The sequence below is a fragment of the Microbispora sp. H13382 genome (assembly GCF_014161445.1).
In the GTDB taxonomy this organism is placed as follows: Bacteria; Actinomycetota; Actinomycetes; order Streptosporangiales; family Streptosporangiaceae; genus Microbispora.
In genome coordinates this window covers 46,240-72,556 of the sequence record NZ_JABBXA010000014.1, presented here as the reverse complement: position 1 = coordinate 72,556, position 26,317 = coordinate 46,240, and the positions used below count along the sequence as shown (strand labels likewise).

General features: G+C 72.9%; 25 protein-coding genes. 10 read left to right on the top strand and 15 right to left on the bottom strand.

All coding sequences use genetic code 11. The features are described from left to right. Window positions 1-30 precede the first annotated feature (30 nt). Both HHX41_RS25685 and HHX41_RS25680 read left to right on the top strand, forming a co-directional pair. Window positions 31-1,113 carry an RNA polymerase subunit sigma-70 gene (locus HHX41_RS25685; protein WP_310742171.1) on the top strand — a complete coding sequence of 361 codons (1,083 nt, stop codon included), beginning with the start codon at window positions 31-33 and terminating at the stop codon, window positions 1,111-1,113. Between the two features lie 86 nt (window positions 1,114-1,199). Next, a complete protein-coding gene (locus HHX41_RS25680) occupies window positions 1,200-1,640 on the top strand; it encodes a hypothetical protein (RefSeq protein WP_169978135.1) in 441 nt (146 codons plus the stop codon). A gap of 1 nt (window position 1,641) precedes the next feature. Here the strand turns inward: HHX41_RS25680 and HHX41_RS25675 are convergent, their stop codons facing one another. Next, window positions 1,642-2,697 carry a CdaR family transcriptional regulator gene (locus HHX41_RS25675; RefSeq protein WP_249349509.1) on the bottom strand — a complete coding sequence of 352 codons (1,056 nt, stop codon included), beginning with the start codon at window positions 2,695-2,697 and terminating at the stop codon, window positions 1,642-1,644. A gap of 83 nt (window positions 2,698-2,780) precedes the next feature. Between HHX41_RS25675 and HHX41_RS25670 the strand changes: the two genes are divergently transcribed. After that, window positions 2,781-3,692, top strand: a complete 912-nt coding sequence (locus HHX41_RS25670; RefSeq protein ID WP_182908033.1) for a proline dehydrogenase family protein — start codon at window positions 2,781-2,783, stop codon at window positions 3,690-3,692. Next, window positions 3,692-5,365, top strand: coding sequence for an L-glutamate gamma-semialdehyde dehydrogenase (gene pruA, locus HHX41_RS25665; protein ID WP_182908032.1), 1,674 nt, complete (start codon window positions 3,692-3,694; stop codon window positions 5,363-5,365). Before HHX41_RS25670 ends, pruA begins: the two co-directional genes overlap by 1 nt. 24 nt (window positions 5,366-5,389) lie before the next feature. Here pruA and HHX41_RS25660 read toward each other — a convergent pair whose 3' ends face one another. The 4 genes from HHX41_RS25660 to HHX41_RS25645 are packed head-to-tail and all read right to left on the bottom strand — an operon-like array spanning window position 5,390 to window position 7,402. After that, window positions 5,390-5,803, bottom strand: coding sequence for a type II toxin-antitoxin system VapC family toxin (locus HHX41_RS25660; protein WP_182908031.1), 414 nt, complete (start codon window positions 5,801-5,803; stop codon window positions 5,390-5,392). Continuing rightward, window positions 5,800-6,024: a FitA-like ribbon-helix-helix domain-containing protein gene (locus tag HHX41_RS25655; RefSeq protein WP_182908030.1), complete on the bottom strand. Its 225-nt coding sequence runs from the start codon at window positions 6,022-6,024 to the stop codon at window positions 5,800-5,802. Before HHX41_RS25655 ends, HHX41_RS25660 begins: the two co-directional genes overlap by 4 nt. Window positions 6,025-6,071: 47 nt before the next feature. After that, complete coding sequence (locus tag HHX41_RS25650) at window positions 6,072-6,404, bottom strand: putative quinol monooxygenase (protein ID WP_169978141.1); 333 nt, start codon at window positions 6,402-6,404, stop codon at window positions 6,072-6,074. Between the two features lie 11 nt (window positions 6,405-6,415). Further along, entirely contained in the window at window positions 6,416-7,402 is a 987-nt protein-coding gene (locus tag HHX41_RS25645; protein ID WP_182908029.1) for a serine hydrolase, read from the bottom strand. A gap of 113 nt (window positions 7,403-7,515) precedes the next feature. Between HHX41_RS25645 and HHX41_RS25640 the strand changes: the two genes are divergently transcribed. Next, complete coding sequence (locus HHX41_RS25640) at window positions 7,516-8,094, top strand: copper chaperone PCu(A)C (RefSeq protein WP_182908028.1); 579 nt, start codon at window positions 7,516-7,518, stop codon at window positions 8,092-8,094. Here the strand turns inward: HHX41_RS25640 and HHX41_RS25635 are convergent. The 6 genes from HHX41_RS25635 to HHX41_RS40945 form a co-directional block, all read right to left on the bottom strand. Beyond that, window positions 8,077-9,144: a hypothetical protein gene (locus HHX41_RS25635; protein ID WP_220504415.1), complete on the bottom strand. Its 1,068-nt coding sequence runs from the start codon at window positions 9,142-9,144 to the stop codon at window positions 8,077-8,079. The genes HHX41_RS25640 and HHX41_RS25635 overlap by 18 nt on opposite strands. A 55-nt stretch (window positions 9,145-9,199) precedes the next feature. Further along, window positions 9,200-11,296 carry a sensor histidine kinase gene (locus HHX41_RS25630; RefSeq protein ID WP_259401299.1) on the bottom strand — a complete coding sequence of 699 codons (2,097 nt, stop codon included), beginning with the start codon at window positions 11,294-11,296 and terminating at the stop codon, window positions 9,200-9,202. 222 nt (window positions 11,297-11,518) lie between these two features. Next, window positions 11,519-12,184, bottom strand: coding sequence for a triacylglycerol lipase (locus HHX41_RS25625; RefSeq protein ID WP_182908026.1), 666 nt, complete (start codon window positions 12,182-12,184; stop codon window positions 11,519-11,521). Window positions 12,185-12,290: 106 nt separating this feature from the next. Then, the gene (locus HHX41_RS41955; RefSeq protein ID WP_182908025.1) at window positions 12,291-13,421 is read right to left on the bottom strand and encodes a SpoIIE family protein phosphatase; all 1,131 of its coding nucleotides are present in this window, start codon (window positions 13,419-13,421) and stop codon (window positions 12,291-12,293) included. Beyond that, complete coding sequence (locus tag HHX41_RS42385) at window positions 13,422-13,745, bottom strand: alpha/beta fold hydrolase (RefSeq protein ID WP_396795154.1); 324 nt, start codon at window positions 13,743-13,745, stop codon at window positions 13,422-13,424. Further along, the gene (locus HHX41_RS40945) at window positions 13,691-13,840 is read right to left on the bottom strand and encodes an alpha/beta fold hydrolase (RefSeq protein WP_259401297.1); all 150 of its coding nucleotides are present in this window, start codon (window positions 13,838-13,840) and stop codon (window positions 13,691-13,693) included. The genes HHX41_RS42385 and HHX41_RS40945 overlap by 55 nt, the downstream gene beginning before the upstream one ends. Window positions 13,841-14,008: 168 nt before the next feature. Between HHX41_RS40945 and HHX41_RS25610 the strand changes: the two genes are divergently transcribed. Beyond that, the gene (locus tag HHX41_RS25610) at window positions 14,009-14,425 is read left to right on the top strand and encodes a CBS domain-containing protein (protein WP_169978147.1); all 417 of its coding nucleotides are present in this window, start codon (window positions 14,009-14,011) and stop codon (window positions 14,423-14,425) included. Window positions 14,426-14,520: 95 nt separating this feature from the next. Here HHX41_RS25610 and HHX41_RS25605 read toward each other — a convergent pair whose 3' ends face one another. Both HHX41_RS25605 and HHX41_RS25600 read right to left on the bottom strand, forming a co-directional pair. Next, window positions 14,521-15,033, bottom strand: a complete 513-nt coding sequence (locus HHX41_RS25605) for a hypothetical protein (protein WP_182908024.1) — start codon at window positions 15,031-15,033, stop codon at window positions 14,521-14,523. Window positions 15,034-15,107: 74 nt separating this feature from the next. After that, window positions 15,108-17,507 (bottom strand): ThuA domain-containing protein, encoded by a 2,400-nt coding sequence (locus tag HHX41_RS25600; protein ID WP_182908023.1) that lies wholly within the window; start codon window positions 17,505-17,507, stop codon window positions 15,108-15,110. Between the two features lie 433 nt (window positions 17,508-17,940). Between HHX41_RS25600 and HHX41_RS25595 the strand changes: the two genes are divergently transcribed. The 3 genes from HHX41_RS25595 to HHX41_RS25585 are packed head-to-tail and all read left to right on the top strand — an operon-like array spanning window position 17,941 to window position 19,349. Further along, window positions 17,941-18,351, top strand: a complete 411-nt coding sequence (locus HHX41_RS25595) for a hypothetical protein (protein WP_169978150.1) — start codon at window positions 17,941-17,943, stop codon at window positions 18,349-18,351. A gap of 21 nt (window positions 18,352-18,372) precedes the next feature. After that, window positions 18,373-18,846, top strand: a complete 474-nt coding sequence (locus HHX41_RS25590) for a DUF6789 family protein (RefSeq protein WP_182908022.1) — start codon at window positions 18,373-18,375, stop codon at window positions 18,844-18,846. After that, complete coding sequence (locus HHX41_RS25585) at window positions 18,843-19,349, top strand: SDR family oxidoreductase (protein ID WP_182908021.1); 507 nt, start codon at window positions 18,843-18,845, stop codon at window positions 19,347-19,349. Before HHX41_RS25590 ends, HHX41_RS25585 begins: the two co-directional genes overlap by 4 nt. Window positions 19,350-19,607: 258 nt before the next feature. Here HHX41_RS25585 and HHX41_RS25580 read toward each other — a convergent pair whose 3' ends face one another. Next, the gene (locus HHX41_RS25580; protein WP_169978152.1) at window positions 19,608-20,033 is read right to left on the bottom strand and encodes a PPOX class F420-dependent oxidoreductase; all 426 of its coding nucleotides are present in this window, start codon (window positions 20,031-20,033) and stop codon (window positions 19,608-19,610) included. Window positions 20,034-20,435: 402 nt separating this feature from the next. On the opposite strand from HHX41_RS25580, the gene HHX41_RS25575 reads away from it, so the two are divergent. Further along, on the top strand, window positions 20,436-22,661 hold the full coding sequence (locus HHX41_RS25575) for a M4 family metallopeptidase (protein ID WP_182908020.1): 2,226 nt from the start codon (window positions 20,436-20,438) through the stop codon (window positions 22,659-22,661). A 60-nt stretch (window positions 22,662-22,721) separates the two neighbouring features. On the opposite strand, the gene HHX41_RS41950 is transcribed toward HHX41_RS25575, so the two are convergent. Next, the gene (locus HHX41_RS41950) at window positions 22,722-25,646 is read right to left on the bottom strand and encodes a LuxR family transcriptional regulator (RefSeq protein WP_182908019.1); all 2,925 of its coding nucleotides are present in this window, start codon (window positions 25,644-25,646) and stop codon (window positions 22,722-22,724) included. Window positions 25,647-26,317 lie beyond the last annotated feature (671 nt).

Here is a 26,317-nt window from a genome sequence, read left to right as displayed (position 1 = left end):
TCGGAGGTGCGGCGTGGACGCGGGGCCGGCGTGAGCGGACGGGACGGCACGGCCGGGCGGCCCACGGCGGAACCGACCACGGAACCGACGGCGGAACCGGCCGTGGAGGCGGTCCGGGCGGGCGACGAGGCCGTGTTCGGCGAGTTCGCCGCGCGTCACCGGCACGAGTTGCGGGTGCACTGTTACCGGTTGCTCGGGTCGTTCACCGACGCGGAGGACCTGGTCCAGGAGACGCTCCTGCGGGCCTGGCGCGCGCGGGAGAGCTTCGAGGGGCGCTCGACGTTCCGGGCGTGGCTCTACCGGATCGCCACGAACGCCTGCCTGGACGCGCTGTCCGGCGCCCGCGCCCGCGAGGTGGCGGCGGCGGGCGCTCCGGGACACCCGGGGCGTCCGGCCCCCGCCGACGTCCCCTGGCTCCAGCCCTACCCGGACGAACTGCTCGACCTGGCGGCGCCGGACGAGGGCGGGCCCGACGCGGCCGCCATCGCCCGTGAGACGGTCGAGCTGGCGTTCCTCGCGGCGATCCAGCACCTTCCGCCGCGGCAGCGGGCCGTGCTGATCCTGCGCGACGTGGCCGGCTGGCCGGTGACCGAGACCGCCGAGGCGCTGGAGATGAGCGTCGCCTCGGTCAAGAGCGCCTCGCAGCGCGCCCGCGCGACGCTGCGCGAGCGCCTGCCCAGGCGGCGGGCGGACTGGGCCGCGGCCACCCGGCCCAGCCGCGGCGAGCTCGACCTGCTGGAGCGGTACGTCACCGCCTCCAGGAACGCCGACCTGACAGGGCTGGCGGCGCTGCTGCGCGAGGACGTCCGGCAGGCCATGCCGCCCGCCGCCCTGGTGTTCGACGGGCGGGCGGCCGTGCTCGACATGTGGCGTCCGGTCCTGGAGGGCGAGGAGCGCTGGGGCGAGTGGCACTGTGTCACGCTCGCGGTCAACCGGCTGCCCGCGGTGGCGAACTACGTGCGGCGGCCCGGTGAGAGCTCCTTCACCGCGGTCAACATCGACGTCCTGTGCGCCGAGGACGGCCTCGTCACGGAGATCACCACCTTCGGCCCCGAGCTGCTGCCCCTCTTCGGCCTGCCGCTCTCCATCGAGCCCGCCGTTACCGAACCGTGACGCACGTCCTCCGCGCGGACCGATTCCCTTTTCCCGCCCGCGCCGTCATACGAGCGGTATCGCACGAACGGGAGAAGGAGAACATCATGCCGGACATCACCGGGACGACGCAGCCGGACGAGCAGGTCAGGGCGCTGGACCGGCTGGTCGGCTCATGGCGCGTGACCGGCGGCGCGGAGGGCACGGTCACCTACCGCTGGATGGAGGGGGGCTTCTTCCTCATCCAGGACGTCCGACTGGAGCAGGACGGCCGGCCGATCGCCGGCTTCGAGGTCATCGGCCGTGAGCGGCCCTACGGGGCGGACGCGCCGAGCGAGGACATCAAGTCCCGCTATTACGGCGGCGGGGGCGACACCCTCGACTACGTCTACGAACTCGACGGCGACACGCTGACCATCTGGGGCGGCGCGAAGGGGTCTCCGGCGTACTTCCGGGGCACCTTCGACACCGCCGGCGACGCCATGACGGGCCGCTGGCACTACCCGGGCGGCGGGGGCTACGAGTCGAACATGACCCGGATCCACTAGGTCACACATGGCCGGGGAGGAGGGCCGCCGCCTTCAGCGACAGGTGGAGCAGCAGGCGGTCCTCCCCGTCGGCGAGGTCGAGCCCGGTGAGGTGCCCGGCCTTGCCCAGCCGGTAGTACAGCGTCTGCCGGTGCACGCCCAGCGTCGCCGCCGTCTCCTGGACCTGCCCGGCGTGGTCGAGGTAGGCCTCCACGCTCGCGGCGATCCGGGGCGTGAGCGCGGCGGACTCGGCGGCGAGGTCGGCCAGGTCGCGCGGGGACAGCCGGGCCAGCAGCCGGTAGACGCCGAGCACGCTCCAGTCGGCGACCGGGGCGTGCCGCTCGACGTGCTCGGCCACCCGCAGCGCCAGCAGCGCCTCCCGCCAGCTCTGCCAGGCCTCCCCCGGGTCGTCGCGCGGGCCCCCGATTCCGGCGGCCATGCCGTACAGGCCGTGCAGGAGGCGGGCGACGTGCCCGGCCTGCGCGGCGGGCGCCAGCACCGCGAGGAGCGGCGCGTCAACGGCCGTCTCGGTCACGTCCGGGTCGGCCAGCACGCCGCGCGGCAGCGTGCGCGGCGGTCCGGCGACCTCCGCCGGCGTCCGGACGGCCACCGCCGTCACCGGTCCCTCGACGTCCACCCCGGCGGTGGCGCGGACCGCGGGGTCGGCGGAGAAGAACGGGCGCAGCGGGGCGTGCCGGCCCCGGGCCTGCGTGGCCAGCAGCGCGGCCGCCCGGCCGACCAGCGGCGCGACGGCGGCCAGGCGCTCGTCGGTGAGCGCGCCGGATTCGAGCGCCCACAGATAGCCGTAGGTCACCCCGCCGTGCCGCAGCGGCACGCACACGCGGCCGAGCAGGCCGGGCAGCCCGGGGATCCGCACCGGCCCCGTCGCGGTGGCGATGCCGTACGCCTCGAAGTGGGCGCGCACTTCGTCGGACGCGTGCCGGCGCAGGATCGACTCCTGCCGCACCCGGTCGATGTCCCCGCTCTGCGCGCCGTACGCCAGCAGGTTGAACGAGCGGTCCTCCAACGTCACGGAGGCGTCCAGCAGGCGGGAGATCTCATCGACGATGTCTTGCATGCTGACATTCTTGTGCATTTGTCGAAAAATGCTGTGGCGGATGTCCGTGGAACTTCCGTGACGTGCGGATTTAGCCTGAAGCCATGCTCGGTTCCCTGCTTCTCGCGGGCTCACGCAGCCCGCTCGCCCGCCGGGCCGTGTCGGGGCTCCCGCTCACGCGCAAGGTCGTCGACCGCTTCGTGGCCGGGGAGTCCACCGCGGACGCCGTCACCGCGACGCGCCGCCTGACCGGCTCGGGGCTGTCCGTCACCATCGATCATCTGGGCGAGGAGGTCCGGGACCCCGGTACCGCCGTCGCCGCCGCCAAGGCGTACGTCTCGCTGCTGGAGGAGCTGCGGCCGCTCGGCCTCGGCGAACGGGCCGAGGTGTCGGTCAAGCTGTCGGCCGTCGGCCAGGCCCTCGACCCGGGCATGGCCCTGGAGAACGCGCGGCAGATCTGCGCGGCGGCGCGGGAGTGCGGCGCGACGGTCACCCTGGACATGGAGGACCACACCACCGTCGACGCGACGCTCGGCGTGCTGCGCACGCTGCGGGAGGACTTCCCGGAGACGGGCGTGGCGATCCAGGCGTACCTGTTCCGCAGCGAGGCCGACTGCCGCGACCTCGCCGGGTCGCGGGTGCGGCTGGTCAAGGGCGCCTACCGCGAGCCCGCCTCGGTGGCCTGGCAGAGCAAGGCCGAGGTCGACCGCGCGTACGTGCGGTGCCTGCGCGTGCTGATGAACGGCACGGGCTATCCGATGGTGGCCACGCACGACGACCGGCTGATCGCGATCGCCGAGTCGCTCGCGGTGAGCGCCGGGCGCGGCACCGGCGGCTACGAGTTCCAGATGCTCTACGGCATCCGGGCCGACAGGCAGGCGGCGCTGGCCGCGGCCGGGTCCCGGGTGCGGGTCTACGTCCCCTACGGCGACGACTGGTACGGCTACTTCATGCGCCGCCTGGCCGAGCGCCCGGCCAACGTCGCCTTCTTCCTTCGCGCTTTGAGGGGTAAATGATGGATGCGATCAGCGATGTCCCGGTGCCGGCGAACGAGCCGGTGCACGGGTACGGGCCGGGCAGCGCCGAGCGCGCGGCCCTGGAGACCCGGATCAAGGAGCTGTCCGGGACGACCCTCGACCTGACGATGACGATCGGCGGCGAGCGGCGCATGGCCGGCGGCGCCCCGATCGACGTCGTGCAGCCGCACAACCACGCCGCCGTGCTCGGCCGTACGGCCGACGCCACCACGGCCGACGTCCGGGCGGCGGTCGACGCGGCGCTGGAGGCCGCGCCGCGCTGGCGGGCCCTGCCGTTCGAGGAGCGCGCCGCGGTGTTCCTCCGGGCCGCCGAGCTGCTCAGCGGCCCCTGGCGGGCCACGCTCAACGCGTCCACCATCCTCGGCCAGTCGAAGTCGGCGCAGCAGGCCGAGATCGACGCCGCGTGCGAGCTGATCGACTTCTTCCGGTTCAATGTCGCCTACGCCCGGCGGCTGCTCGCCGAGCAGCCGCAGTCGTCGCCGGGCGTGTGGAACCGCATGGAGTTCCGCCCGCTGGAGGGCTTCGTCCTGGCGATCACGCCGTTCAACTTCACCTCCATCGCGGCCAACCTGCCGGCGTCGGCGGCGCTGATGGGCAACGTCGTGGTGTGGAAGCCGTCGCCGACGCAGCAGTTCTCGGCGCACTTCACCATGCGGCTGCTGGAGGCGGCCGGGCTGCCGCCCGGTGTGATCAACATGGTCACGGGCGACGGCGGCGCGGTCTCCGAGGTCGCGCTCCCCCATCCCGAGCTGGCCGGCATCCACTTCACCGGCTCGACGGCCACGTTCCAGCACCTGTGGCGCACCGTCGGGGAGAACATCGCGGGCTACCGGGGCTACCCGCGGCTCGTCGGCGAGACCGGCGGCAAGGACTTCATCCTGGCGCACCCGTCCGCGGAGGCCGGGGTGCTGTCCACCGCGCTGCTTCGTGGCGCGTTCGAGTACCAGGGCCAGAAGTGCTCGGCGGCCTCCCGTGCGTACGTGCCGCGCTCGCTGTGGACCCGGATGCGCGACGACTTCGTGTCGGCGGCCGAGTCGCTCACGGTGGGCGACGTGTCGGGCGACCTGTCGACGTTCATGGGCGCGGTGATCGACGCGCGGGCCTTCGCCAAGCACAGGGAGGCGATCGACCGGGCGCGTTCGGCGGACTCGATCGAGGTGCTCACCGGCTCCTACGACGACTCGGCCGGCTACTTCGTGCGGCCGACCGTGCTGGAGTGCGCCGACCCCGCCGACGAGGTCTTCGTGAAGGAGTACTTCGGCCCGATCCTCGCCGTCCACGTGTACGACGACGCGGCGTACGACAGCGTGCTGGACCAGATGGAGAGCGTCTCGCCGTACGCGCTGACCGGGTCGGTCATCGCGCAGGACCGGTACGCGATCGACGACGCCACCGAGCGGCTGCGCTTCGCGGCGGGCAACTTCTACGTCAACGACAAGCCCACCGGCGCGGTCGTCGGGCAGCAGCCGTTCGGCGGGGCCCGGGCCTCGGGCACCAACGACAAGGCCGGCTCGATCTTCAACCTGATCCGCTGGGTCAACGCCCGCACGATCAAGGAGACCTTCGTGCCCCCGGTCGTGGGCGGTCCCTACAAGGGCGACGTGCCGCAGGGCGGCTGGCAGCAGCCCGACCTCGGCGAGCTCGGCTACTGACCCGGCCCGCTACCCCCGCCCCGCTCACGGCGGCGGCGGGGGGTAGCGGTGGATCTCGGCCAAATGGCCGGTCGACCCAGCGAACTTCGCATCATCGGTGAGCAACGGCACTCTCAACAGCTCGGCGAGCGCCACATACATGCCGTCGTAAGCGGTGAGGTTGTTCCGGAGTTCCAGCACACGGGGTTGCAGGGGCAGCATCGGATGCCGGACGATCCTCAGTTCACGAAAACGCCCCAGCATGAGCCGCGCCCGAGCTTCTGAAATGCGCACTTCGGGCTTACTGGTGATCACGTGACCCCGGACGACCGAAGCGATCTCGGCATCTATCAACGCCGGGGCGTGCAGCCTGCGCGTCAGCCGCTGGCGGAGCAGTTCATCGCCCTTCACATTCGCCAGCAGGCGGAAGACGATCGAGGCGTCGACTACGAGGCTCATGCACGGCCCTCACGCAATGTCTCGCGCACGAAGTCGGGGTCGTACGGCACCGGCTCGTCTGCGGCGATCCGCGCCATCACCTCATCGATTGTGGGAGTCGCCGCCTCCTCGTTCAGGAGATCGCGTACGTAGGCTGCGAGCGACTTACCTTCTCGTTCCGCCCTCGCCTTGAGCGTGCGCTCTGTCGGATCCGGCACGTCTCGAACCTGAATTATCCCCATGCATTCACCTTAGCATGCACTCTGCATGCATGCCGGTAAAACGGGCTTCAGTCCTCGGCGGGGACGGCCATCTCGCCGAGGAGGGACCAGTCGTCCTGCGGGACCGTGACGTTGACGATCCGCGGGGTCTCGGCGAGGTGGGGCGGCAGCGTCCGCCGCGCCGTCTGGAAATGCTCGGATCCCACGTGCGCCGCCCCGGCCTCGTCGTCGCGGAACGCCTCGACGAGGACGTACTCCGCCGGGTCGTCGAGGCTGCGCGACCAGTCGAACCAGAGGCAGCCCGGCTCGGCGCGGGTGGCCTCGGTGAACTCACGGGTGATCTCCGGCCACCGGTCGGCGTGCTGCGGCAGCACCCGGAACTTCGCGGTGATGAAAATCATCGGGCGTCTCCTCACGTGATCGCGGGCAGGACCACATTCTCCAGGATCGCTCTCGGCGCGGTGTCCTGCCCGGGTCCGTCGTAGTCGCCGGCGGTGACGGCCACGACGAGATCGAGGTCGGGCAGCAGGAACAGCCGCTGGCCGCCGTTGCCGATCGCCGTCGCCCGCGCCCCCGGGCCGACGTACCACATGTACCCGTAGGAGACGCCCTCCCAGGCGGTCACCCGGGGGCGCAGCATCTCCCCGATCCAGCCGGGGACGATCTCCCGGTCCAGCACGGCCTGCCCGACGCGGGCGAGGCCGCGTGGCGTCAGGCGCAGGCCCGAGGCGGCCAGGGCCCTGCCGTCCGAGCCGGCCGACCACTCGAAGGCCCCGGCCCCGAGCGGCTCGAACAGCGTGGTGCGGGCGAACTCCTCGAGGCGCAGGCCCGTGCCCTCCTCGACGATCGCGCCGACGAGAGCCGCGGCTCCCCCGCTGTAGCGCCACCGCTCGCCCGGCTCCTCCACGAAGGGGCGCTCCAGCACGTACCGGCGGCGGTCCGGCGCCATCTCCATCGCGATCTCGCTGTTCGCCGGGCTGGTGTAGGGCGCGCTCTCGTCCCAGTCCAGTCCCATCGTCATCGTGAGCGCGTGCCCGATGGTCAGCCCGGCCCGGCGGGGGTCGGCCGCCAGGTCGGCGTACTCGGGGAAGACCGTCAGGATCGGCTCGCCGGGCTCCGGCACCAGGCCGGCCTCCAGCGCCAGGCCGTACAGCAGCGCGACCAGGCTCTTGGTGACCGAGCGCATGTCGTGTGGCGTGTCCGGCCCGAAGTCCACGTGGCCGAGCGGGGTGTTCAGCACGTGGTCCTCGCCGGCGCCGTACCACTCCAGGACCACGGCGCCGTGCCGGGCCACCACGACGCCGTGCAGTGCCGGTGCCCCGCCCCGCCGTACGAGGGCCTCGATACGGTGGGGCAGGTCCGGCACGAACCCGGCCTTCTCCGGGGAGATCAGCCGCATGGCGTTACTTCCAATCGCTCGGGGATTCGAGCCTCGCATAATTCACCGGCGGTAGACGACGGCCAGAGGGGGTACCGAGCCCGAAAGACGCCTCCGAGCGAGCCGAGGTCGACATGCGCAGGATCCTGGCGGCTCTTTGCATCGCGGGCGCGGCCGTCACCGCCGCCTGCGGCGACTTGAAGTCGGACTACTACACGCAGACGATGCCCCAGAACGACGGGGCGAACGTGAACCTGCCGGGTCTGCTGCTGCGCAACGCCTTCATCCTCGGCTCGCAGCAGCCCGCCCCGCCGGGGACCGACATGCCGATCTACATGATGCTGCTCAACGAGAGCGGCCGCACCGACCGTCTGGTGTCGGTGGACACCGGGGGCCTGTTCCGGGAGGCCCGCCTGCCCGCCGGCGGTCTGGAGATCCCCGGCGGGAGGTACGTCGGCGGGACGGCGCTCCCCCAGGTGCTGCTCGCCGGCCTCACCCGCCCGCTGGGCAGCGGCGGCACGATCCCGATCACGTTCCGGTTCCAGAACGCGGGGTCGGTCCGGGTCGACGTCCCGGTGCTGCCGCCCGGAGCGTGGCGGAGCACCTACTCCCCCTGGCCGGGCGCGTCGCCGAGCCCGTCGCCGGCCGTCTCGCCGGCGACTTCGCCCAGTCCTCCGCCGGTCTCGCCGAGCCCGTCACCCACCGGGGGCTGACGCGTCCCGGACCTCGGGGTTCGCGGCGATGATCTCCTCGGCGACCGCGCGCAGGCGGGGCAGGTACGCGCTCACCTCGCGCGCCCGGCGCGGCAGGTCGTCCGGCGAGCCGATGCCGAGGTCGGCGGCGAGGTCCGCGAATCCGGCGCGGTGGCCCGTCTCCCCCGGCGCGTCCGCGGCGAGGATCTTCAGGCACCGGGCGTACGTCGCGGCGATCCAGAAGACCGCCTCGCGGTGCAGTCCCCGCGCGACGAGGTCGAGGCCGCCGTCGACGGCCACCGGCCGGGCCGCCGGGGTGATGTCGGAGGAGAACGGGAACGGCGTGCGGGCCGCGGCCGCCGCCGCGTCGAACGCCCTCGCCATCGTGGCGAGGTGGGCCTCGACCCGCTCGCGGGGCAGGTGCGCGCAGCCGAGCAGGCCGAGCAGCTCCTCGTAGACGTCCATCCGGCCGTAGCTCGTCAGGAGTTCGCGGACCGCCGGGTAGCGCAGCCGTACGGTGGGGTTGCGCAGCCCGGCGGTGAGGAGCACGTGGGTCGTGATGCCTGCCGGGAACAGCCAGGCCGTGACCTGGTCGTGGAACGGCGCGTGTGCGTCGAGAGCCGCGAGCCCGCCGGTGATGCGGCTCTCGGCGTCCGCGCAGCGCAGGCGGACCCAGCGCCGTTCGGCGAAGCCCGCCGCGACGGCGGCCTGGAGCCGGGCCAGGCGCCCGGTGGGGTCGGCGATCACCGTGTCGGTGCGGAAGGCGCCGGCCAGGTGGCAGGACGCCAGCACGTCGTGCGCCGAGGCGAGCCGGTCCCAGGACATGTACGTGACCTCGACGAGCACGCCGTCCCATGGGATCTTGCCGAGCTTGGGCGGCGCGACGGGATCGGTGACCACGACCGCCACGTCGACGTCCGAGGTGGGCGGCAGCACCGCGCCGGGGTCCGCCCAGGCCGCCGACCCGGTCAGGAAGGCCCCGGCGAAGTTCGGGGCGGCGGCCGCCTCCTGGGCCACCCACCGGGCCGCCGCGGCCCGCGCGTCCCGGACCCGCAGCCCCCGTGTCGTCATCCCAAGTTCCCCTTCCATTGCGGTGACCGGAACCGCCACGCCCGGGCGGATCGCTTCAGGAGACCACGAAATCGGCCGCCCCGCCGGACATCCCGGCGGCCTCTCCGGGCGGACCGGCAGGGTGGCGCCGTGCCGGCGGCGCTCCGTCCGCCGGCGCTCCGTTAGCAGGTGCTCCGTTGGCAGGCGCAGGGAGCGTGACCTCGACCGTGGTGCCCGCCCCCGGCTCGCCGGTGATGAGGCAGATCCCGCCCAGCTCCGCCGTGCGCTCGCGCATGGAGGTCAGGCCGAGACCCGTGCGGCGTTCCGGCGGCAGGCCCACGCCGTCGTCGGCGACCAGCAGGCGCAGCGCCGCGGGTTCGCGGCGCAGCTCCACCCGGACCCGGGTGGCACGCGCGTGGCGCCGGACGTTGGTCAGCGCCTCCTGCGCGATCCGGTAGACGGCCACCTCGACGGCGGCGGGCAGGTCGGCCAGGTCGCCCTCGGCGCGCACCTCAGCGGCCGGGCCTTCGGGATCGTCCCGCCCGGCCAGCGCTCGCAGGGCGGCGGCCAGGCCCAGGTCGTCCAAGGCGGGCGGGCGCAGGCCGTACACGAGCTGCCGGACGTCGTGCGTGACCGTGTCCATGCCGGAGCGCAACTCGCGCAGCAGCCTGTCCGCCGTCTCCGGGGAGCTCTTCAGGCTGGCGCGGGCCATGGTGACGGCCATGGCCATCTCCCCGAGCGTCCGGCCCAGGCCGTCGTGCAGGTCGCGGCGCAGCCGCCGCCGTTCCTCCTCCCGGGCGGTCAGGATGCGCTCCCGGGAGCGCTGCAGGTCGGCCGCCAGGCGCACCGCGTGCGCCACGTCGGCCGCGTACGGGACCAGCGTGGCCAGCACCCGCTCGTCGTGCGCGGCGGGGAAGCGGCGTGGGGCGGGCGGGCCGACCAGCAGCCGCCCCACCCGCTCGCCGTGCCAGACCAGCGGCACCTCGCGCGGGGAGTCGCCGACCTGCCCGCTGACCGTGCTGACCACCCCGGCGCCGAGCCCCGGCTCACCGCCGGTCACCTCCACCGCGACGCCCTGCACCGCCAGGCCTTCCCGGAGCACACCGATCACCGGCTCCAGCGCCTGCGCCGGATCGCCCCGGCGCACCTCCTGGACCAGCCGCTCGGCCAGCACCCGCGGGTCGCCCACCGGGCCGTAGAACAGGCGGTCGACGGCACGTTGCAGCATCCGGCGCAGCGGCTGGAAGAACGCGCCCGTGAGCAGGGCGGCGGCGAGCCCGGCGACCTGGTCGTAGCCGGACACGACCAGGCTCGACAGCGCGGCCACACCGAAGTAGACCCCGCCGACCACGGCCAGCAGCCCCGCGGCGACGAAGGTCCGGCTGACGACGGTGTCGATGCCGTACAACCGGTAGCGGGTCACCGAGAACACGATCGCGACGGGGACGAGCGCCGCCCAGACGATCGACAGCCAGACCAGCTCGGGCGCGGCCACGCCCACGAGCGAGAACACGACGTATCCGGCGAACGCGAACAGCGGCCAGCCGATCTGCCGCCTGCCCGCCGGGTCCGCCCGGCGGAAGCGCGACAGCAGTGACAGCGCCGCCAGAGCCAGCGACACGGTGATCGCCGTCCAGGCCAGCGTCCCGATCGCCGGCATGTACGGCGCCAGGGCCGGGATCTGCAGCGGATTGTGGACGACCGCGGGGAGCGGATAGCCCTCGAGGGGCGGATCCGGCCGCACGAACTGGCGCGCCGTCTCGGTCCCGACGGACGCCACACCGAGCAGCACCACCGCCCGCCAGCGCCGCGAGGGCAGCCTGCCGTCCGGGGAGTACAGCGGCAGCAGCGTCTCCAGTGTGATCCCGCCCACCGCCCAGCCGACCTGCGCCGGAAACCTCAGGAACTCCGCGAGCGCGAGGTCCCCGCGCGCCATCGACGCCAGCATCGCCATCTGGCAGAAGTCGTGGACGGCGGCGGCGAGCCCGCCCGCGCACATCAGCCACGCCAGCGTGAGCCGGGGCCGGTACGCGATGAGGAACGCGCCGACCGCCGGGAAGGTCACCCCCGCCGGCATCAGCGGCGAGACCGTCCCCGGCACCCGCCACTCCGCCGGGAGCCCCGCGAGGATCAGCAGCGCCGCGGCCACGAGCACCGCGGACACCGCACCCATGACGACAGCGCCCGCGCGGGCTGCCCACGCCATCCCGCCCCCGCTTTCCGGCTCCCCGTTCCTGCCTGACCCCAGGGTGCCCGCGAAGTGGCGTAAAAGCCGCCGTTCCCCCGCGATTGTGGCAGGGCCGTTACCGATCGAGGAGGGCGCGCGCCGGTGGCGGAGTCGCGGGACACCGCCGGGCGGCCTGCGGGCCGCCCGGCGGTTGGGGCACGGAGACGATCAGCTGTCGAGCAGGTCGCGGACGCCGGACATCGCCTGGATGTTGCTCAGGATCGACAGGTGGTCGACACAGGCGAGGGTGTGGTTGTCCGCCCCGGACAGCCGGGTGCTGGTATAGGGGATGATGATGCCGTCGCAGGGCGACACCCAGGTGCCGTACTTCGCCGACCCAGGCGTCTCGTCGCCGCTGAGCGAGGTGATGTACGCCGAGCCGGGCAGCATCTCGATGCACGAGACGTAGATGGTGCAGGCACCGGCGTAGGTCGTGCCGTGGTTGGCCCCGGCCAGTGAGGCGACGTGGCCGACGTTGGCGGCTCCGCCGAGCTTCTGCAGGTACCACCGCGTCACCAGGCCGCCCATCGAGTGGTTGACGATGTCCACCTTGGACGCGCCCGTGCTGGCCTTGATCTGGTTGACGAAGGCGGCCAGGCCCTGGGCGCTGACCACGTTCGACCCGGCCCAGTTGTAGTTGTAGCCGAACAGTCTGCTGCCGGACCACCCGTTGGCCACCAGGTACGCCTGCAGGGCGGCGAAGTTGGTGCTGTTTCCCGTGTAGCCGTGGACGAAGACGACGGGGTCGTGGGTGGCGGCCTGGGCGGGGGCAGTGGGGGCGAGGAAGCCGAGCAGGGCCAGGAGGCCGAGGAGGGGGCCGACGATCCGACGCATGAGATCTCCTTGCCGTGGGGGATGACAAGGAGTCTCGCGATCGGTTCGGCTCACGGCATCGGGGAAATCACCAGTCGCCGTCCCCCGTCCCGCCGGCGCGGGCGGGTCAGCCGGGGATCTTCAGCACGACGAGGGCGATGTCGTCGCGGGTCAGCCCGGACTGGAAGGCGACGGCGTCAGCCACGATCGCGTCCGCGATCCCGTCCGCCTCCATGGCGCGGGTGTCGCCCAGCAGTCGGCGCAGTCGCTCCTCGCCGTACAGTTCCCCGTCCCTGCGGGCCTCGACGACACCGTCGGTGTGGAAGAGGACCGCGTCGCCGGGCACGAGATCGACGTCCACGTCGGTCAGCCTGACGCTGGGCAGCAGGCCGAGGACGTTGCCCGGCCGTCCGATTTCGCCGACCGCCTCCCCCCGGGCCCGCAGCGGAGGCGGGTGACCGGCCAGGGAGAGCGTGAGACGGAAGTGCCGGCCGGCGGGTGCGAGCTGGCCGTACACGGCCGTCACGAACCGGCCCGCCCGCTCGCGCAGCAGGGTCCGGTTGAGCGCGGACAGGACCGCCGAGGGGCTGGGCTCCCGGATCGGCGCGGCCCGCAGTGTGTAGCGGGCCAGGCTGGTGACGACGGCGGCCTCCACCCCCTTGCCGCACACGTCGCCGAGGGCGAGGGCCCAGCCGCCGGCGGTCTCGTACATGTCGTAGAAGTCACCGCCCACCAGGTCGCCGTTTCCGGCCGGCCGGAACGCCCCGGCGACCTGGAGTCCTGGGATCTCCGGCAGAGCCGGCGGGATGAAGCTGCGCTGCAGGGTGCGGGCCAGCTCGCGCGCCTCAGCCTCCGACCGCTCGGCACGCTGGCGGGCGCGCAGCAGCTCGCGCTCGTACTCCCGCCGGTCGGTCGCGGCGAAGACGCAGAAGCGGATGACCCTCGGGTCGCCCCGCATGACCGCGTTGAGCAGCACCGGCAGCCGGGTGCCGTCGGCCCGGCGCACGTCGACCGCGATCTCGCGGACGACCGACTGCAGCGCGAGCAGCGGGGCGAAGTGGGTCTCGTAGAAGATGCGGTCGCCGACGGCCAGCAGGTTCTGGATCCGCATGCCGCCGGTGAGCTCGCCGGGGTCGTACCCGGTGAGCTCGATCAGCGTCCGGTTGACCCGGATGATCGTCCCGTCGGGCAGCGTGGACAGGTGGCCGCAGGGCGCGTGCTCGTAGAGATCCTCGACGTCCTCCTCGGCGAGGCTCACCTACAGGAACTTCTTGATCGCGGAGATGGTCTCCTCGGGCGCGCTCAGGTTGGGACAGTGCCCGGTCGCCCGCATCAGCACCAGCTCGCTGCCGGGGACGTTCTCGTGGACGTACTTGCCCACCTCCACGGGGGCGATCACGTCATCGGAGCACTGCAGGATCAGGCTGCGCACCGGCACCCGGGACAGGTCGGCCCGGTTGTCCGACATGAACGTGACGGTGGCGAACCGCCTGGCGATGTCCGGGTCGGTACGGCAGAAGCTGTTGGTCAGCGCAGGACGATCCTGTACTCGTCCTCGAAGGCGGGAGCGACCAGGCGCCACATGTTCTGGTCGCACCCGAAGCCGTGGGCGAAGACCATCGGGCGGCCGTCAGGCCGGCCGATGATGCGCACGTTGTTGCGCACCATCACGCTCATGACGCGCAAGCGTACAAACCAATCCACTATGGGTGTAATTCGGGGCGAAAATCCGGATGGCCGTGTACGCCGTGCCGTCGGGGGTAGGCGGCGGGAGTCCCCACTCCCCGCCCCTTCGCACGGCCGTCCCCCGGCCGCGCGTACGACACACGAAAGAAAGGAGAAGGCATGACGACCGCTCGCGACATCATGACCCCCCGAGCCGAGTGTGTGAACGCGGAGGAGACCGTCCTCGACGCCGCGGAGAAGATGGCGCGCCTCGGCGTGGGCTCGCTGCCGATCTGCGGCACCGACGACCGGCTCAAGGGTGTGCTGACCGACCGCGACATCGTCGTGAAGGTACTGGCCCAGGGCAAGGACCCCAAGTCGTGCCAGGCCGGCGAGCTCGCCCAGGGCGAGGCCGTGACGATCGGCGCGGACGACGACGCGGCCGAGATCCTGACCACGATGGCCACGCACAAGATCCGGCGTCTGCCGGTCATCGACGGTCACAAGCTGGTGGGGATCGTCGCGCTGGCCGACGTCGCCCGCGCCCTGCCCGACCGCCCGGTGGGCGACCTCGTGGACGCCATCAGCACCGACTGACGGACGTCCGCCGCCGCACGCCTTTCCGAGCCCCGGCCCTCCCGGCCGGGGCTCCGTGCGTGTCGGGCCCTACCGCGGCCGGTGCCGGCGCCCCCTCATCCCGCGTCGCCGTGTCCGGCCACCTGGCCGAAGGCCCTGCTGCGGGCCAGCTCCGAGAGCTGCACCGTGTCGACGCCGTCGCAGACCAGCTCCGTCGAGGCGATCACGGCACGCAGCGCGGCGGAGTCGTCCCCCGGCACGGCCACGGTCGCGGTCTGCATATACGTCCAGTCACGCAGCGCCTGCAGCGACGCGGCGGGCAGCCGCGTCGAGTACTCGATCACCAGGGCGTCGTCCTTGACGAGCAGGTGGTCGAGGCTCGCCCTGGTGGGGATGTCCTGGTCGGACGGGCTGTAGAAGGACTGGGCCGGGTGCGCCCAGGAGGTCGTCTCGCCGGGGGCCGTGCGCGGCCGCATGTCGCACGTGACCGGCGACGCCGCCGTGTCGTTCGTCGTGCCGTTCGCCGTGCCGTTCACCCCGGAGGACGCGGCGGAGCCGGCCCCGCCGCACCCGGCGCAGAACGCGAGCGCTGCCACGGCGAGTGCGACCCGGGTGAGGGCCTGGCCCATCCGTCCACTCCTTGTCTCGTCGGGGGGCTCCGGCGGCCCGGGCGCGGTGCGCGCCCGAGCCGCCGGAGCGGGGGTCAGCGCCCGCTGACCTTGAGAGACGCCGAACGGGAGACGATCTCGCCGGTCGGGTCGGTCACGCGGACCCGGTACTCGGAGCCGGACAGGTCAGGGGTCGCCGTGACGGCGATCGCGAAGGACGTCTCGCCCGCCATGTCGGCCCACTCCGAGGAGCCCGGCGACTTCACCTGCCACTGGTAGGCGACGTTCCTGCCCTCGGCGGGCGCGGAGAAGACCGCGTCCTCACCGTTGCCCACGGCCGTCGTCTTGGGCTGGGACACGAACCCCAGGTGGACACTCTTGTCGTCGAGCGTCTTCATCCACTCGACGAGCTCGTGGGCCCGATCCCGGAGCGTGCTCTGGGCACGTCCGCCCAGGTGGCCGGAGTCGGCCGTCTGACGGAACGCCTTCGCCTGCGCGAGCGCGCCGGCGTAGTCCTTCACCAGGTAGGCGTCGTACGACGCGGTGAGCGCCTGGCTGAGCCGGGCGGCCAGGTCGGCGCCGACGGACCCGTCCGCCGCGCCGGCGGCGACGAGCTTGCTCAGTTCCTCGTGGCTGACGCAGTTCGCCTCGGTCTGACCGGCGGCCCACTTGACGCCCTCGAGGATGTTCTTCTGGAACAACGGGTCGAGCGTGTTCGCCCAGTTGTGCAGCAGCGCCTGGGTGAACGCGCGCCCGCCGTCGTAGTTCTGGCACCACGAGATCGGGTGGTCGGCGCCCTCGACGCGGCCCGCGGTGGCGCCGATGCTGCCCACGTACGTGGCCTCGTTCAGCGTCTGCAGGACGTGCGTCTTCTGGCGCGGCAGGCCGATCCAGTTGTAGAGCTCGTCCACGATCTTCAGCTTCTCGGGGAACTGGCGCGTGGCCGGGTTGGTGCCGTCCTCGGTCACCAGCTCGCCGATGTTGCAGGCTCCGCAGGTGTTCTGAAGGCCGCTGCCGTTGGAGCCGTGGTTGTCGAACTCGCCGCCGGCCAGGCCCTTGTACCAGTCCCACCGGTGCATGGAGTCGGTGGCGCCGTGCAGGGCGACGAATCCGCCGCCGTTGTTGATGTACTGCTTGAGGACGGCCTGTTCGTCCACCTTGACGTTGGGGTCGGCCTCGGTGGGCCGGGCCGTGGAGAACGTGTCGTTGCCGACGCTCGAGACGCCGATGATCACGTCGTACTGCGACAGGCGCTCGATGCTCTCGAAGGGGTTCGGCACCGAGACGTCGGGGCTGAGGTAGTCGTACACGTCGACGTCGAAGTTGTTGGCCCGGCCCATGTCCTGGAGCACGGCCATGGTGAGCGGGATGTGCTCGTGCCGGAAGGCGCCCGGCTTGTTGCCGAAGGCGAGCACCCTGAACTTCGGCTTCTCGTTGCGCACGGACTCGCCCGGGAGCCGGAACGGCGCACGCTCCATGCCGCGCGCCGCGCTCACGGTGACGCCGGTGGCCACGTCGGGGTGCTGGACCCCCCGGAGCTCCTCGACCAGGTAGGCGGCGTCCTTCACGAGGGAGTCGCGCATGTGGCCCTGGGGCACGACCTGGCCGGCCAGGGCGCCGAAGCGCGTCAGCGCGGCCACGGCGGCGTCGCCACCGGCGTCGGCCTGGGTGAGCAGCGCCAGGAGACGGTCGCCGTTGGAGGCCGAGACCTTGCCGGCGGCGACGTAGCGCTGCACGAGGGCGCGGACGTCCGCGACCGAGGTGGTGATCTGGAAGGTCAGGGTGTACGTGGCCCCGTTGCCGGCGGCGTCGCCGAGCGTGACCGCCCACGTGTGCGCGCCGACGGACAGGGTGGCCGGGTCGAGCGGCAGCGGGTAGGTCCACTTGCCGTCGATCCACATGTCCCGCACCGCGGCGCCGCCCGATCCGGGGGTGGGGTCGGTCCGCGTCGGCGTGATGGAGGAGGCCGCCGCGCTGTGCGGCACCTTGCCGTTCGCGACGCCCGGCCAGGCGGCGACCGGCGGCTTGGTGTCGATCCGCACGCTGATCGTCCTGGCGGCCGAGACGTTGCCGGCCGCGTCGACCGCGACGTAGCGGACCGTGCTGTTGCGGTCGCCCGTGACGACGTAGGTGGCCGTGCCGCGGGTGCCGTTCCGCACGGCCGGCACCTCGACGGCGGCCTCCGTTCCCACTGTCACGCGGAACGAGGCGACGGCGTCGTCGTCCGTGGCGGACAGGTTCAGCGTCACATCGCCGTTGGTGAACCAGCCGTTGGTCCCGGTCGTGGTCGACGGGGTGTACGCGGTGTTCGTCGCACCGTTGTAGTTCGGCTCGGCGACCGGCGACAGCGTGGCCGCGTCGAGAACGGGCGCGGCTCCGGTCTCGGCCGCGGCGGCCGGGCCCTGCGAGCCGAGCACCATGGCCGGCACCGCGAGCACGGCGGCAGCCAGAGCCGATCGCGACCGCAGCCCGGGACGTGTGCGAGAGGATCGCATGTCACTCCTCTTGTCGGGACGAAAAACACATCGCGCCTCGGACGCCGACCCCACGAGCGCCGACCCGGGTGAGGCGATGATCTACGGATTAACGCGATGACTTCCGGAAGTGTGAGCCGCATCTCGGAACTTTGTCAATGACCTGACGAACTTTCGTCTGTAACATAAAAAGTTACTGACAGAAGTGAGATAGCTGTTCCTATTTCTGTCAGCACTTCTCCCGTACGCAGCAGAAGTCATCCCCCGATCGAGGAGGGAGGCGGGCGCGCGCCCCGACGGCTGTGGGAGGCGCCCTGTTTGGGCACGGTCGTGAGGGTATGGCGGCCTTGCGGCGCCCTGCCCGGCCGCAGCCGGGGGCCGCGCCGCGACGACCGGGCCCGCGGCACACGTGCTCGATCCTGGGCCAGGACCCCAGACGCCGGGAGGGGTGGCGATGACCGACGACACCACCGCGGGCAAACCGGAGCGCTACGCGTTCGACTTCGACCCTCGATTCGCCCCGCTTCTGTCCGTCCTGGGCATCCGCCCGGACACCGCCGGCGTCCTGGTCGGCCCGGGCACCCTGCGGGTCCGGTTCGGGCCGTGGGTGACCGAGACCCCGCTGGCCAACGTCTCCGGCGTCGAGACGACCGGCCCCTACTCCCCGTTCCGGGCGATCGGCGTCCACGTGTCGCTCGCCGACCGGGGCCTGACGTTCGCCACCAACGCCCGCAGAGGACTGTGCGTGCGGTTCCACGAGCCGATCCGGGGCGGCGAGCCGTTCGGGCTGCTGCGCCACCCTGGCCTGACCATGACGGTCGCCGATCCCGCGGGACTCGCCGAGAAGCTCTCCCGGCGCCTGTAACAGCCTCCTGGAGGGAGAACCTTGATCCGCCAACTCGTACGCGGCGCGGCCGCCGGCGCGCTGTCCACCGTCACGATGAGCACGGTGATGCTCGCCGGGCAGAAGACCGGCCTGATGCCGGGCCAGCCGCCCAAGCACATCGTGCGGGCGGCCCTGCCCGGCCACCGGCACCGGCCGAAACCCGGGGAGAACGTCCTCGGCGCCGCCGCGCACCTGGGTTTCGGTGCCGCCTGCGGCGCGGCGTTCGCGGTGTTCACCCGCGGGCGCGGGGCCGGCGTCCCCCTCGGCGTGGGCTACGCGCTGCTGATCTGGCTCGGCGCCTACGAGGGCTGGGTGCCGGCCCTGAACATCCTGCCGCCCGCCTCGCGTGACCCCGCGCGCGGCCGCCCGGTCGTCATGGCCGCGGCGCACGTGGTGTACGGCACCACGCTGGCGCTCGCGGTCCGCGCCATGCGCGGGACGGGCGGGCGAAACGACGCGAAGGAGGAGAGATGACGACGACGGAACGGCCCCTGGCGCTCGTGACGGGCGCCTCCAGCGGCATCGGATACGCCATGGCCGCCATGTCCACCCGCGGGACGGGGAAGATCCTGTTCACGTCGTCGGTCGCCGCGCTCACGCCCGGGCCGTTCGAGGCCGTGTACGCCGCCAGCAAGGCGTTCCTCCACTCGTTCGCCGAGGCCCTGCGCAATGAGCTGAAGGACTCGGGGGTCACCGTCACCTCGCTTCTGCCGAGACCGACGGACACCGAGTTCTTCGAGCGGGCCGGCAAGGAGGACACGCGGGTGGGCTCGGGCAAGAAGGACGACCCGGCCGAGGTCGCCCGGCAGGGCTTCGACGCGCTGATGAAGGGCGACGACAAGGTCGTCGCCGGGTCCTTCGTGAACAAGGTCCAGGGCGTGGCGGGCCGGATCACCCCGGACACGGCCAAGGCCGCCATGCACCGCCGCATGGCCGAACCCGGCAAGGGCGGCACCTCCCCGGCCGGGGACGAGTAGGCCCGCCGGAGCGAGAATCGGTGAGGGGCGGGAACCCACCCGCCCCTCGGCGTCGCAGGAAGGCGACGGCGGGGATGACCCGTCCGCCGATCGCCCGCAGCGGGTCCAGCCGGTGCACGTCCTCGACCTGGGCGAGCGCCTCGCCGAAACCGGGCTCCGCGAGCCGGATCCTCCGTCCCGGGTCCGCCCGCCTGCCCCCGCGTGGCCGTGTGCGGCCGTGTGCGGCCGTGTGCGGACAAGCGGACCGGCCGGCGGGGGTCAGCCGGCGACGTCCTTGAAGGCGACGACCCTGCCGACGCGCAACCGCACCAGGAACTCCCCCGCGACGCCGTTGCGCCTGCCGTACTCCTCGGCCCGGTCCTCCCCCATGTAGCGGCCGCCGAGCACCGTCGCCCAGTGGCGCACCTCGTCGAGGTCGTCCGACAGCGTCGCCTCCCCCTCGATCATCACGTACGAGTACGGCGGCCGCTGGTCGTCCACGCACAGGGTCGCGCGTGGTTCACGCCGCAGTTCGCGGGCCTTCACGCTGCTCTCGTGCGTGGTGAAGACCACGTCGTCCCCGTCGAGGGCGAACCAGATCGGGGTCACGTGTGGCCGGCCGTCCGCCCTGGTTATGGCGAGTTTGCCGGTCCTGGTGCCGCTCGTCGCGAACTCCCGCCACTCCGCCTCGGTCATCCTTTCCATGCCCTCGAACCTAGTGCCCCTCCCCCGGCTCTCCGCCTCGCCGGCCGCTTCTTACGCCCTACGCACCATGGCAGTCGCTTTTCCGTAGATGTACGGATATCGCTACGGATGTTCGCGTCCCGACCATGGTTCTAACGTCGCGCACGAGCCGGTTTCCCCGGCGGGTCGGCGAAGCGAGGAGCCCCGTGACGTAGAACCCCTCTCTTTCTCCCAGCCTTTTATTCCGCCATGGGAGAGACGTGCCCGCTCGTGCCCCGCACAGCGGACATCCCCCTCCATTTCTCTCATCACCCCCCACTTCCCACGGTGTCCGCCGCCCGGGCTCGTCTCCCGGCCGCGCGACCGCCGGTGCCCGCCCACAAGGCGGGACGCCGCGTGGGAGGCAGAGAAAGGAAGACGCCCATGAGGCGCACAGCACTGCTCGCGGCGACCGCCGCGCTGGCCGTGACCGGCGTCGTGGCACCCCCCACAGCCGCCGCCGCGAAGCCCCCGCCCGGCAGCGAGGTCGCGGTGAGGTCCCTCGCCGACGATCCGGCACAGCGGGCCGCGGCCGCGGCCGACCAGGCCGTCGCGAGCGGCCTGGACGACCTGCGCATGTCCCCCAACGAGACCTACCGGCGCACCGCCGTGACGGCGGGTGCCGGCATGTACTACGTCACCTACGAGCGCGCGTACAAGGGCCTGCCCATCGTGGGCGGCGACGCGGTCGTGGTCACCGACGCCAATGGGCGGGTGCGCGACTCCGAGGCGGCCTCCGGCGCCCTCCCCCTGGGCGTGCCGACCTCGCCGGCGGTCACCGCCGAGACCGCCACCGCGACGGCGAAGACCGTGCTGTCCCGCGTCGACGACAGCGCCGCCCCGCGCCTGGTGGTCCTGGCGTGGGGCGCCCAGCCCCGCCTGGCGTGGGAGGCGGTGGTCTCCGGCATCGCCGACGGCAAGCCGAGCATCCAGCACGTCTTCGTCGACGCGACGACCGGTGAGATCGCCGACTCCTACGACCAGGTGAGGGCCGGCACCGGCAACGGCTACTACTACGGCACGGTCACCATCAACACCAGCGGCTCCGGCACGTCGTACTCGATGACCGACTCCACCCGCAGCGGCATCCGGTGCGGCGGGCAGAACGGCTCGGCCTACACCGGCACCGACGACTCCTGGGGCAACGGCGGCGGGACCAACCTGGAGACGGCCTGCGTGGACGCGCTCTACGCCGTGCAGCGCGAGTGGGACATGCTGCGCGACTGGCTCGGCCGCAACGGCATCAACGGCAACGGCGGCGGCTTCCCCGCCCGGGTTGGCCTGAACCAGGTCAACGCGTACTGGAACGGCAGCTACACCAACTTCGGCCACTCCCAGGACAACGCCCGCCAGGCCACGCCGATCGACGTCGTGGCGCACGAGTTCGGCCACGCCATCTTCCAGACGACCCCGGGGAACGCCGGCTCGGGCAACGAGAACGGCGGCCTGAACGAGGCCACCGGCGACATCTTCGGCGCGCTCACCGAGGCGTACGCCAACAACCCGAACGACCCGCCGGACTACCAGGTGGGCGAGGAGGTCAACCTCGTCGGTGACGGGCCGATCCGCTACATGTACAACCCGTCCCTCGCCGGCGACCCCAACTGCTACTCGAGCTCGATTCCGAGCACCGAGGTGCACTCCGCGGCCGGTCCGCTGAACCACTGGTTCTACCTGCTCGCCGAGGGCTCGTCGCCGGGCGGCGGCAAGCCGAACAGCCCGATCTGCTCCGGCGGCCCCTCCTCGGTGACCGGCATCGGCATCCAGAAGGCCGGCAAGATCTACATGGGCGCGCTGATGCGCAAGACCTCGACCTGGAAGTACGTCAACGTCAGGACCGCGTCGCTGGCGGCGGCGGTCGAGCTGTACGGCGCGAGCAGCGCCGAGTGCGCGGCCACCAAGGCGGCGTGGAGCGCGGCCGGCGTGCCGGCGCAGTCGGGCGAGGCGAGCTGCAGCTCATCGAGCAGCGACTTCTCGCTGTCGCTCAGTCCCACCGCGGGCACGGTGACGCCGGGCGGTTCCGCCACCACCACCGTCGCGACGGCCACGACCTCGGGCAGCGCGCAGACGGTGAGCCTCAGCGCCTCCGGGCTTCCCTCCGGCGCCACCGCGAGCTTCAGCCCGTCGTCGGTGAGCTCGGGCGGCTCCTCCACCCTGACCATCGCCACCAGCGCGTCGACACCCGCGGGCACCTACACCGTCACCGTCACCGGCAGCGGATCGTCGGGCGCCCACACCGCGGCGTACACGCTGACCGTGTCGGGCACCTCCGGCACGCGCACGTTCACCAACGGCACCGACTACACGATCAACGACCTGAGCACGATCAACAGCCCGATCACCTCGACCGCCACGGGCACGGCGATCTCCCCGGTGCAGCTGAGCATCACGATCTCGCACACCTGCGCCGGTGACCTGCGGATCAGGCTCCAGGGCCCGAACGGCACCTACTACACGGTCAAGTCCAGCGGCGGGAGCTGCGCCTCCTTCGGCACCCGCACCTACTCCGTCCCGGTCACCCAGACGGCGGCGGGCACCTGGACCCTGGAGGTCCGTGACCAGTACACCTACGACACCGGCTACCTCGACTCCTGGAGCATCACGCTCTGAGTGACGGCGGCGCGGCCCCCGGGACCACGCGGTCCCGGGGGTTTCCGCGTCCAGGGCAGGTCAGGAGGGCGGCGCGATCTGGGTCCGCGACCGTACGCCGAGCTTGCGCAGCACGGTGGCGACGTGGGTCTCGACCGTGCGCGTGGACAGGAAGAGCACGTCGGCGATCTCGCGGTTGGTCCGGCCGAGCGCGACGAGCCGGGCCACCTCCCGCTCCCGCTGCGACAGCGCGCCGGCGCCCCGCCGCCCGCCGCGCGGCAGCGGGACGTCCACCCCGATGTCGCGCAGGGCCCGCCGGCACCGGGCGGCGTCGTGGGTGGCGCCGAGCCGGCCGTACCACTGGGCGGCCTCCCGGAAACCCGCCGCCGCGGCTACGTCCCCCCGCGCGAGCCCGGCCCGCGCCTCGCCCTCGGCCGCCCGCGCCGCCGCGTACGGCTGGGGCAGCGCGGCGTACGCCTCGCGGGCCCGGGCGAAGCAGGCGGCGGCGTCGGCGTGCCGCAGTTCGGCGGCGGCGAGCACGCCCCGGGCGGCGTCGAGCGCGGCGTGCGCCGCGGGCGCCACCCGGTCCGCGATCCCGGCGGCGTACTCGTCCACCAGATCGGCCGCCATCCCCGTCCGCCCGGCCCGGGCGAACGCGGCGACGGCGGACGGGACCAGGCTCGCCCCCCACACCCACACGCCCTTGCGGCGCAGCCGGGCGACCGCCCGCCCGGCCTCCGCGGCCGCCTCGTCCGCCGTCCCGCGGGCGAGATGCAGGTCGACGAGCCCCCCGGCGGCTGCCGTCACGACCGGGACGTTGCGGGCGTCCGGGGCGTCCAGCCCGGCGCGGTGGAGCTGCCTGACCGCCTCCTCCCATTCGCCCCTCGCCAGGGCCAGCAATCCGAGCACCAGCCAGAGGTCCACCGCGATCAGCGGCGTCTCCGTCGCCGACTCCCCCAGGGACGCCGCCCGGTCACGGAGCCCGTCCCACCGTCCGGTGAGCCACTCCCTGCGGATCACGGAGGCGTCGAGGAGGAAGGCGGGATACTGCGCGCCGGTCTCCAGGGCGAGCCGCCGGCCTTCCCGGGCGAACCGCTCGGCCGCCGCGTAGAGCCCCACGGTGGTCGCCGAGTCGTGGAGGTTGCAGTACGCCCGGGCGACCTCCCGCCGGACGGCCGAACGCGGATCGGCGGCCGGAAGCCGGGCGGCGACGTCGAACGCGCCGGGAGAACCGGTCGTCATCTCGAAGGAGGCCCGGTTGGCCAGGACCGCGGCCGACAGCTCCGGGTTGTCGGCGGTGGCGACGAGCGCCTCGGCGCGGGCCATCCACTCCGCGTGCTCCGCCAGCGACTCGGTGCCCCATTCCGGCATCGCGATGCTGGCCCAGCCGCGGGCGGCCAGCGTCGGCCGGTCACTCAGCTCGGCCAGGGCGGCCAGGATCTCCGGACGCCCCGCGGCGGCGTCGCCCGCCTGGTTGGACAGGACGACGCCAAGGTTGAGCCGCACCTCGCCGCGCACGTCCCGGGAGAGGAAGTCGCCCCGCAGCACCTGGCGCAGCAGCCGCACCACCCGCTGGTGCGACAGGCCCGTCGCCGCCAGGCGGCTCAGCATCAGCACCAGCGGGCCGCGCCCGGTGGCCGGGAGATCGGGATCGTCGAGCATGCCCTCGATCACCTCGACGGCCAGGGCGGTGTCGCCCAGCGCGGCGGCCTGCTTGGCGGCGGCGGTCCCGTGGCGCACCCAGGCGCCGGTGTCCCCGGCCCGCCGGGCGTGGAAGGCCAGCTGCACGAGCGGCGGCGCGTCCGTGGCGGCGAGCGCGGCCATGGCCCTGACGTGCGCCGACCGGCGTTCCGGACCAGGGACGGCGTCGTAGACGGCCTGCTGGGCCAGCGCGTGGCGGAAGCCGTACCGGCCGCCGGGGTGCTCGTGCAGGACCCCGGCGCGCAGCGCCTCGGCCAAGCCGGCGGAGCCCGGCCCAAGGGTGCCCAGCCCGGCGGAGCCCGGCCCGAGGGTGCCCAGGCCGGCGGAGCCCGGCCCAAGAGTGCTCAGCCCGGCGGAGTTTCCGGCGACCGCGGTGATCATCTCCTCGTCCGCGGGCAGCCGTAGCACCGCCGCCGCCCGGACCGCGCTCGCCGCCGCCGGGGACAGCCCCGCCATCCGCTCGGCCATCGCCTCGCGCAGCAGCAGCGGGACGCCGGCGCGGTCGACGGCACGGTCGAGCGAGTCAGGATCGCCGGCGCCGGGCAGACCGGCGGGCAGCGATCGGACCAGCTCCTCCACCACGAACGGGATGCCCGCCGTGCGCTCGTGCAGCCGCGCGACGAACCCGGGAGCCAGGTCTGACCGCTCCAGCAGCGCGCCGGCCAGGCTGGCCACACCCGGCACGTCCAGCGGCGCCAGCCGTACGACCACGTTGGCCGTGTCCGGCTGGTGCCGGTAGGCCCTGCCGAGCGGCGGCCCGGCCGTGCCGTCCCGCCGGCAGGTCGCGACCACCGCCAGCCCCCGCGGCGGCTGACCGGCCAGGAAGCGCAGCAAGTCGAGCGTGCCGTCGTCGGCCCAGTGCAGGTCCTCGACGACGAGTACGGCCGGTCCGACGGCCGCCAGCAGGGCGCGTATCGCGCGGAAAACCCGGTGGCGCTCGGCCCTCGGGTCGTCCAGGGGCTGGGGCGGCGGCGGCAGCGCGCCGGCCAGCTCGGGGAGGTGGCCGCGGAGCGCACCGGTGACCGGGTTGAGCCGGTGCGCCGCCGGGAGCCGTCCCCTGATGTCCCGCAGCGCCTCGAAGACCGGCCCGTACGGGAACGGCTCGCGGATCTGGTGGCAGTAGCCGAGCAGGACGGCCCGGTCGCCGGACGGCAGCCGGTCGAGCGCGGCGCGGACGAGCCGGGTCTTGCCGATGCCCGCCTCGCCCTCCACCAGCACGACCGCAGGCGGCCGGGTCACCGCGTCGATGAGGGTCCGCAGCTCAGCGGCGCGTCCGACCAGCGGGGGCGAGGGCACGATGCTCATCCACGGCTCCAACCTACGGATTGCGGGCCCCCGGGTCAGTTATCCCCGTCCCCTGACCCGTGGTCAAGCCTCCTGCGTAACGGCCGTGTTGCATATCGGAGCCGCTTCCCATGGCCGCCCCCGGAAAGGACGGCCGGCGCGAGGAAGGTCACCCCGGGTACCACACGAGAGACCGCTCATCTTCCGTCCCCCTCCCGATATCGCTTCTCGGATGGGTTGACCGCAGCGAGATATCAGGAGTGACCAAAACCGCATCGGTTGACGTATCCGCGTGATTTCAACCGCGGCATCAGGAGGCATTTCGGCATGTGGGACCGCTTGATCGTCACGGCGCATATCGTCTCAGACGGATCTCGTGAAATGCCGTACGGATCGGCGTCGTCGATTCACTATACAAGCCGGAATCCGCCGGGTGATGCTACAGCCTAGCAACATTCATCGAGGTGCATCCCCGCGCTTGGTACAACGGAGTACAGGGCGAGTGGATACTCCTGGGGTCCATTCTGGACCTAGAGTTTGCCGTCTAGCACAGGCAGGCCGGCCAGGGTGATGGCGGAAGGGACTCCCGGTCGCCCCCATATGGGCGCCGTGATCCGGCCGGCGTGACGAGGGCACAGATTTTCCCAAGTGCGTCCGAGCACCGGTCGCGCCTCGTCCAGGTCAGGCCCGGG

What these genes read in the sequence shown, in the direction of transcription:
- pruA (WP_182908032.1), top strand. Translation starts at nt 3,692, where the DNA reads ATGGATGCGATCAGCGATGTCCCGGTGCCGGCGAACGAGCCGGTGCAC.
- HHX41_RS25680 (WP_169978135.1), top strand. Translation starts at nt 1,200, where the DNA reads ATGCCGGACATCACCGGGACGACGCAGCCGGACGAGCAGGTCAGGGCG.
- HHX41_RS25625 (WP_182908026.1), bottom strand. Translation starts at nt 12,184, where the DNA reads ATGCGTCGGATCGTCGGCCCCCTCCTCGGCCTCCTGGCCCTGCTCGGC.
- HHX41_RS25670 (WP_182908033.1), top strand. Translation starts at nt 2,781, where the DNA reads ATGCTCGGTTCCCTGCTTCTCGCGGGCTCACGCAGCCCGCTCGCCCGC.
- HHX41_RS25645 (WP_182908029.1), bottom strand. Translation starts at nt 7,402, where the DNA reads ATGCGGCTGATCTCCCCGGAGAAGGCCGGGTTCGTGCCGGACCTGCCC.
- HHX41_RS25585 (WP_182908021.1), top strand. Translation starts at nt 18,843, where the DNA reads ATGACGACGACGGAACGGCCCCTGGCGCTCGTGACGGGCGCCTCCAGC.
- HHX41_RS25610 (WP_169978147.1), top strand. Translation starts at nt 14,009, where the DNA reads ATGACGACCGCTCGCGACATCATGACCCCCCGAGCCGAGTGTGTGAAC.
- HHX41_RS25655 (WP_182908030.1), bottom strand. Translation starts at nt 6,024, where the DNA reads ATGGGGATAATTCAGGTTCGAGACGTGCCGGATCCGACAGAGCGCACG.
- HHX41_RS25650 (WP_169978141.1), bottom strand. Translation starts at nt 6,404, where the DNA reads ATGATTTTCATCACCGCGAAGTTCCGGGTGCTGCCGCAGCACGCCGAC.
- HHX41_RS25600 (WP_182908023.1), bottom strand. Translation starts at nt 17,507, where the DNA reads ATGCGATCCTCTCGCACACGTCCCGGGCTGCGGTCGCGATCGGCTCTG.
- HHX41_RS25575 (WP_182908020.1), top strand. Translation starts at nt 20,436, where the DNA reads ATGAGGCGCACAGCACTGCTCGCGGCGACCGCCGCGCTGGCCGTGACC.
- HHX41_RS25635 (WP_220504415.1), bottom strand. Translation starts at nt 9,144, where the DNA reads ATGACGACACGGGGGCTGCGGGTCCGGGACGCGCGGGCCGCGGCGGCC.
- HHX41_RS25580 (WP_169978152.1), bottom strand. Translation starts at nt 20,033, where the DNA reads ATGGAAAGGATGACCGAGGCGGAGTGGCGGGAGTTCGCGACGAGCGGC.
- HHX41_RS25660 (WP_182908031.1), bottom strand. Translation starts at nt 5,803, where the DNA reads ATGAGCCTCGTAGTCGACGCCTCGATCGTCTTCCGCCTGCTGGCGAAT.
- HHX41_RS25640 (WP_182908028.1), top strand. Translation starts at nt 7,516, where the DNA reads ATGCGCAGGATCCTGGCGGCTCTTTGCATCGCGGGCGCGGCCGTCACC.
- HHX41_RS25675 (WP_249349509.1), bottom strand. Translation starts at nt 2,697, where the DNA reads ATGCAAGACATCGTCGATGAGATCTCCCGCCTGCTGGACGCCTCCGTG.
- HHX41_RS41950 (WP_182908019.1), bottom strand. Translation starts at nt 25,646, where the DNA reads ATGAGCATCGTGCCCTCGCCCCCGCTGGTCGGACGCGCCGCTGAGCTG.
- HHX41_RS25595 (WP_169978150.1), top strand. Translation starts at nt 17,941, where the DNA reads ATGACCGACGACACCACCGCGGGCAAACCGGAGCGCTACGCGTTCGAC.
- HHX41_RS25630 (WP_259401299.1), bottom strand. Translation starts at nt 11,296, where the DNA reads ATGGGTGCGGTGTCCGCGGTGCTCGTGGCCGCGGCGCTGCTGATCCTC.
- HHX41_RS25605 (WP_182908024.1), bottom strand. Translation starts at nt 15,033, where the DNA reads ATGGGCCAGGCCCTCACCCGGGTCGCACTCGCCGTGGCAGCGCTCGCG.
- HHX41_RS40945 (WP_259401297.1), bottom strand. Translation starts at nt 13,840, where the DNA reads ATGAGCGTGATGGTGCGCAACAACGTGCGCATCATCGGCCGGCCTGAC.